Origin of the sequence: Dietzia sp. DQ11-44, assembly GCF_014145205.1 — a bacterium.
Classification (GTDB): Bacteria; Actinomycetota; Actinomycetes; order Mycobacteriales; family Mycobacteriaceae; genus Dietzia; species Dietzia natronolimnaea.
Map to the genome: position 1 here is coordinate 1 of NZ_JAALEC010000264.1, position 6,278 is coordinate 6,278.

8 protein-coding genes are annotated in these 6,278 nt (G+C 70.7%); all 8 read left to right on the forward strand.

Annotation, left to right across the window (positions count from 1 at the left end; all coding sequences use genetic code 11):
- A partial coding sequence (locus G6018_RS07485; protein WP_182639284.1) for a phosphatidylinositol mannoside acyltransferase occupies positions 1 to 647 on the forward strand: 647 nt, incomplete at its 5' end.
- 7 nt (positions 648 to 654) lie between these two features.
- On the forward strand, positions 655 to 1,770 hold the full coding sequence (locus G6018_RS07490) for a glycosyltransferase family 4 protein (protein ID WP_182610600.1): 1,116 nt from the start codon (positions 655 to 657) through the stop codon (positions 1,768 to 1,770).
- Positions 1,760 to 2,347: an NUDIX hydrolase gene (locus G6018_RS07495; protein ID WP_182639285.1), complete on the forward strand. Its 588-nt coding sequence runs from the start codon at positions 1,760 to 1,762 to the stop codon at positions 2,345 to 2,347. The genes G6018_RS07490 and G6018_RS07495 overlap by 11 nt, the downstream gene beginning before the upstream one ends.
- 95 nt (positions 2,348 to 2,442) lie before the next feature.
- Positions 2,443 to 3,348 (forward strand): pyridoxal 5'-phosphate synthase lyase subunit PdxS, encoded by a 906-nt coding sequence (gene pdxS / locus G6018_RS07500; protein ID WP_179525382.1) that lies wholly within the window; start codon positions 2,443 to 2,445, stop codon positions 3,346 to 3,348.
- A gap of 7 nt (positions 3,349 to 3,355) precedes the next feature.
- Complete coding sequence (locus G6018_RS07505) at positions 3,356 to 4,273, forward strand: acyl-CoA thioesterase II (RefSeq protein ID WP_179525381.1); 918 nt, start codon at positions 3,356 to 3,358, stop codon at positions 4,271 to 4,273.
- Positions 4,270 to 4,887: a pyridoxal 5'-phosphate synthase glutaminase subunit PdxT gene (pdxT, locus tag G6018_RS07510; protein WP_179525380.1), complete on the forward strand. Its 618-nt coding sequence runs from the start codon at positions 4,270 to 4,272 to the stop codon at positions 4,885 to 4,887. The genes G6018_RS07505 and pdxT overlap by 4 nt, the downstream gene beginning before the upstream one ends.
- Before the next feature lie 81 nt (positions 4,888 to 4,968).
- Positions 4,969 to 5,721: a YebC/PmpR family DNA-binding transcriptional regulator gene (locus G6018_RS07515; RefSeq protein ID WP_182610072.1), complete on the forward strand. Its 753-nt coding sequence runs from the start codon at positions 4,969 to 4,971 to the stop codon at positions 5,719 to 5,721.
- A 59-nt stretch (positions 5,722 to 5,780) separates the two neighbouring features.
- The coding region (gene ruvC, locus G6018_RS07520; protein WP_182610071.1) for a crossover junction endodeoxyribonuclease RuvC at positions 5,781 to 6,278 on the forward strand (498 nt) is incomplete at its 3' end.

Here is a 6,278-nt window from a genome sequence, read left to right on the forward strand (position 1 = left end):
CGATGGACCGCGAGGCCGTGGCCAGGGAGATGGACCGGACCATCGAGGGCGTCGACCACCTCGACGCGGCCCTGGCCCGGGGACGCGGGGTGATCGTGGCCCTCCCGCACTCGGCCAACTGGGATCTCGGCGGGACATGGCTGGCGCGGCGGTACGGCACCTTCGCCACGGTCGCCGAGAGGTTGCAGCCGGAATCCCTCTATCAGCGCTTCCTCGAGTACCGGGAGAGCCTGGGATTCACCATCTATCCGCACACCGGTGGCGCCACGCCGCCGCTCGAGGCACTCCGCGAGTTCCTCCGCGGGGGCGGCATCGTGTGCCTGCCCGGCGAACGGGACCTGCGTCGGACCGGCGTCCCGGTGACCTTCTTCGGTGAGACCACCCGGATGCCCGCAGGGGCTGCCAGGCTCGCCGTGGAGACCGGCGCGCCGTTCCTCGTGGCGCAGTTCTGGTATTCCGACGAGGAGACGATGCGGGTGCGGATCACCCCGCCCATCGACGTCTCCGGCGGAGTGGAGGCGGCCGTGCAGGCGATGGCCGACCTCTTCGCCGAAGGGATCGCCCGTCACCCGGCGGACTGGCACATGCTCCAACCCCTGTGGCTGGCCGACCTGTCCGCCGACCGTCGCGCGCGGATCGAGGGCTGATCGACTCGTGCGCATCGGCATGATCTGCCCCTACTCCTTCGATGCGCCGGGCGGCGTCCAGGCCCATGTGGTGGATCTGACCGAGGAGTTGCGTCGGCGCGGCCACTCGGTCCGGGTGCTCGCCCCCGGCCGCCCCGAGAACGCACCGGTCTCCGGGATGACGCTGACCGGCCCGGGGGTCCCGATCCCGTACAACGGGTCCGTGGCCCGGTTGAGCTTCGGACCCGCGGCCTGGCGGACCACCCGTCACTGGTTGCGCAGCGATCCGCTGGACGTGTTGCACATCCACGAACCCAACGCGCCGGGAGTCGGGATGTTCGCCCTGGCCATGTCCTCGGGACCCATCACGGCCACCTTCCACACATCCACCTCCGGCTCGATGATCCTCGGTGCCGCGGACGGCGCCCTCGCACCGCTCCTGGAGAAGATCCGCGGTCGGATCGCGGTGTCGACCCTCGCCCGGCGATGGCAGATGGAGGCCCTCGGGTCCGGCGCGGTGGAGATCCCCAACGGCGTGGACGTCGGCGCGTTCCGCGGGGTCGACGCGACGGCCGAGCGATCCGGTTCACCCACCGTGGCCTTCCTCGGGCGTTACGACGAACCGCGCAAGGGTATGGACGTTCTGGTCTCCGCACTCCCGGCCGTGCTGGAGGCCGTGCCCGACCTCCGGTTACGGATCATGGGGGACGGCGACGAGCGGGCACTGCGGGACCGGTTGCCGTCGGGCCTCGACGTGGACTTCCTCGGTCGGGTCGACGACACCCGCAAGGCCGCGGTGCTCGCGGCCGCGGACGTCTACTGCGCACCCAACACGGGTGGGGAGAGTTTCGGCATCGTCCTGGTGGAGGCGATGGCGGCCGGGACGGCCGTGGTGGCCTCCGATCTCGACGCGTTCCGCCGGGTCCTGGGAGACGGGGACTGTGGTGAACTCGCACCGGTGGGGGACCCCGGTGGCCTGGCCGCCGCCCTCGTCCGCGTGCTCGGCGACGACGGACACAGAGCCGATCTCTGCGCGCGCGCCTCCGAGGCGGTCCGGGAGTTCGACTGGCCGGTCGTGGCGGAGCGGGTGATCCGCGTGTACGAGACCGTCCGTGGACCGGGGGAGACCATTCGTGTCCGCTGAAGTGCTCCTCGTCGTCGTCGCACTGGTCATCCTGGCGGTGACCGCCCTGCTCGCCGCCTACCTCACCGCACATCGTCTCGACAGGCTCCACATCCGGACGGATCTCGCCCGAGCCGCACTGATCGGCGCCCTGGAACGCCGCCACACGGTGACAGCCGCGATCGTCGCGGAGCTGGGCGGACGGGACCCTGCATCGGCGCAGCGGTTGTCGCACGCCCTGGCGCTGGCCCGCGCCCATCCGACCGACTCGGTCACCGGGACCGACCCCCGGCCCGACCCGGACCCGACCCGGCCCGGCCCGCCCGCGGACGACGGTGCGCCGGACGCCGAGAGGGCGGAGAACACCCTCGGCACCCTGCTGGCCGGGCTGGACGTCGCCGTGCTGCCGGTCGACCTGGCCGCCGAACTCGAGGACGTGTCCGACAGGGTCGCGATGGCGCGGAGTTTCTACAACGACGCGGTCCGCGACACCAGGACCCTGCGCGAGAAGGGGACCGTCAGGGCGCTCCGACTCGCGGGGCGCGCCCCGATGCCCGACTACGTCGAACTCGTCGACCACCCACACGCGGGAGGCTGACCCGGCGCGGTGGGGCGGCGGTTGGGGAACCGAGGTCAGGGCGACCTACACTGGACGCCTACTACGAGTCATCGACGCCAGGAAAGGCCTATTTCGTGAGCGAGCCGCAGTCCACCGAGAACACCACCGGAACCGCACGCGTCAAGCGAGGTATGGCCGAGATGCTCAAGGGTGGCGTCATCATGGACGTCGTGACCGCCGAGCAGGCGAAGATCGCCGAGGACGCCGGCGCCGTGGCCGTCATGGCCCTCGAGCGGGTCCCCGCGGACATCCGCGCGCAGGGTGGTGTCGCCCGGATGAGCGACCCCGACCTCATCGACGGGATCATCGAGGCCGTCTCCATCCCCGTGATGGCCAAGGCCCGTATCGGCCACTTCGTCGAGGCACGGATCCTCCAGGCGCTCGGCGTGGACTACGTCGACGAGTCCGAGGTCCTCACCCCGGCCGACTACGCCAACCACATCGACAAGTTCGAGTTCACCGTGCCGTTCGTCTGTGGCGCCACCAACCTCGGCGAGGCGCTGCGGCGCATCACCGAGGGCGCGGCGATGATCCGCTCCAAGGGCGAGGCAGGTACGGGTGACGTGTCCAACGCCACCACGCACATGCGCAAGATCCGCCAGGAGATCCGCCGCCTGCAGAACCTGCCCGAGGACGAGCTCTACGTGGCCGCCAAGGAGCTCCAGGCGCCGTACGACCTGGTCAAGGAGGTGGCGCGCAACGGCAAGCTCCCCGTGGTGCTGTTCACCGCCGGCGGCATCGCCACCCCCGCCGACGCCGCGATGATGATGCAGCTCGGCGCCGAGGGCGTGTTCGTCGGCTCGGGGATCTTCAAGTCCGGCAACCCGTCCGAGCGCGCGAAGGCGATCGTCAAGGCCACCACCTTCCACGACGACCCGGAGACCCTGGCGAACATCTCCCGTGGCCTGGGCGAGGCCATGGTGGGCATCAACGTGGACGACATCCCGGAGCCGCACCGGCTCGCCGAGCGGGGCTGGTGACCCACCGGTGGCCAAGATCGAGGACATCCTCGCGATCGAGCGCATCGACCGCGATCTCTACCGCGGTCACCCGATCGAGACCCACCTGCAGCGCACCTTCGGCGGCCAGGTCGCCGGTCAGACCCTGACCGCCGCGGTCAGCACCGTCGACGACGACAAGCACGTCCATTCGCTCCACGGTTACTTCATCCGGCCGGGGATCCCGTCGGCTCCCACCGTCTTCCAGGTGGACCGGCTGCGGGACGGTCGGAGCTTCGCCACCCGGCGGGTCACCGCGATCCAGGAGGGCGAGCCCATCTTCTCGATGTCGGCCTCCTTCCACCTCCGCGACCAGGAGGGGATCGAGCATCAGGACCCGATTCCCGACGTGATCGACGCCGAGGAGATCCCCGCGCCGCGGTACGAGGACCTGGACGAGACCCACCGTGTCTTCGTGGACGAGTGGGCGCAGTGGGACATCCGGATGGTGCCGCCCGACAAGCTCCGCGGATCCTCGCAGATCGCCTCACAGCAGAGGGTGTGGTTCCGGTGCGTGGACGAACTGCCGGACGACCCCAACTTCCACGTGTGCACGCTCGCCTACATGTCGGACATGACCCTGCTGAGCTCGGCCAAGGTCATCCACCCTGATGAGCCCACCCAGGACGCCTCCCTGGACCACGCGATGTGGTTCCTGCGCCCGTTCCGGGCCGACGACTGGCTGCTGTACGACCAGACGTCCCCGTCCGCCTTCGGCGGCCGGGCCCTCACCCAGGGCCGCATCTTCGACCGGACGGGGCGCCTCGTCGCGGCGGTCACCCAGGAGGGGTTGTCGCGTCGCCTCCGGGAGGGGGCGCAGCCCTTCCCTGTGGACCTGTCGGGCACCGGGTCCGACCGCACCGCAGCCGCCCGCGGGGACGCCGGTTCCCGCGGGGACCACAGGTGAGCGCGGCGAATCGCCCCCGGATCGGCGTGCTCGCCCTCCAGGGCGACGTCGCCGAACACCTGCGCCACCTGGAGACCGTCGGGGCGGAGGCCGTCACAGTGCGCCGCCGATCGGAGCTGGACACGGTCGACGGGCTCGTGCTGCCCGGCGGTGAGTCGACCGCGATGAGCCGCCTACTGGACGTGTACGACATGTACCAGCCGGTGTCCGAGCGGATCTCGGGCGGGATGCCCGTGTACGGCTCGTGCGCGGGGATGATCCTGCTGGCCTCCGTGGTGCTCGACACCCGCCCGGACGCCACGTGGTTCTCCGCCATCGACATGACCGTCCGGCGCAACGCCTTCGGGCGGCAGGTCGACTCGTTCGAGGCCGACCTCGTCGTCGACGCCCTCGGCCCCGACCCGTTTCGGACGGTCTTCATCCGGGCACCGTGGGTGGAGACGGTGGGACCGGACGTCGAGGTACTCGCCGGCGTCCGCGCCTCGGACGGCGAGGATCACGTGGTCGCGGTGCGCCAGGGCAACGCCCTCGCGACCTCGTTCCACCCCGAGGTCACCGACGACGTGCGCGTCCATCGGTACTTCCTCGACATGGTCAGGGCGGCGACCTCGTAGAGTGGGCCGTCAGCGACACCCGTAAGTCACCCGGAGGTCATCCAGGCCTCACCCCAGACACCCCGGAGGGCGGAACTCCCCATGTCAGGCCATTCCAAGTGGGCCACCACCAAGCACAAGAAGGCGGCGATCGACTCCAAGCGCGGCAAGCTCTTCGCCAAACTCGTCAAGAACATCGAGGTGGCGGCCCGCACGGGTGGCGGTGACCCCGACGGCAACCCGACGCTGTTCGACGCCATCCAGAAGGCCAAGAAGAACTCGGTCCCGGGCGACAACGTCGAGCGCGCGCGGCGGCGCGGCGCCGGCGAGGAGGCCGGCGGCGCCGACTGGGAGACGATCATGTACGAGGGCTACGGCCCGAACGGCGTGGCGATGCTCATCGAGTGCCTCACGGACAACCGCAACCGCGCGGCCATGGAGGTCCGCACGGCCATGACCCGTAACGGCGGCAACCTGGCCGACCCGGGCTCCGTGGCCTACCTCTTCGCCCGGAAGGGTGAGATCGTCCTGGACAAGGGCGAGCTCGAGGAGGACGACGTCCTGATGGCGGTGCTCGAGGCGGGGGCCGAGGAGGTCAACGACCTCGGCGACCGCTTCGAGGTCATCTGCGAACCCACCGACCTCGTCCAGGTCCGCACGGCGCTCCAGGAGGCCGGGATCGACTACGACTCGGCCGAGTCGGGCTTCCGGGCCTCCGTCGAGGTCACCGTCGACGCCGAGGGGGCGGGGAAGATCTTCCGCCTGATCGACGCGCTCGAGGACTCCGACGACGTCCAGAACGTCTACTCGAACGTGGATATCCCCGACGACGTCCTGGCGGCCCTGGACTCCTGACGGCCGCGTCGCTGGTAGGGTCTCGAACGTAGGTTCTACCACTGGTCGGCGGAGGTTCGATGCGCGTCATGGGAGTGGACCCCGGGCTGACCCGGTGCGGTCTCGCGTTGATCGAGACGGCACCGGGCCGCGCCGTCACCGCTCTCGACGTGGACGTGGTGCGGACGAGTGCGGACGAACCGCTCGAGCGTCGCCTGCGGGCGGTGCACGAGGTGGCCGACGAGTGGATGGCCGTTCACCGGCCCGACGTGGTGGCCATCGAGCGTGTGTTCGCCCAGAACCAAGTGTCCACCGCGATGGGCACGGCGCAGGCGGCCGGGGTCGTGGCCATGGCCGCGGCGTACCGGGACATCCCGGTCGCGTTCCACACCCCCTCCGAGGTCAAGGCCGCCGTCACGGGCAGCGGTCGCGCCGACAAGAAGCAGATGACCCTGATGATCACGCGGATCCTCGGCCTCCAGAAGCCCCCGAGCCCGGCGGACGCCGCGGACGCCCTGGCGCTGGCGGTCTGCCACAGCTGGCGGGCGCCCATGCAGGGCCGGGTGGCCGCGCTCGAC

Bases quoted from the DNA above. Each gene is read 5' to 3' on its own strand.
- G6018_RS07515 (WP_182610072.1), top strand. From the start codon at position 4,969: ATGTCAGGCCATTCCAAGTGGGCCACCACCAAGCACAAGAAGGCGGCG.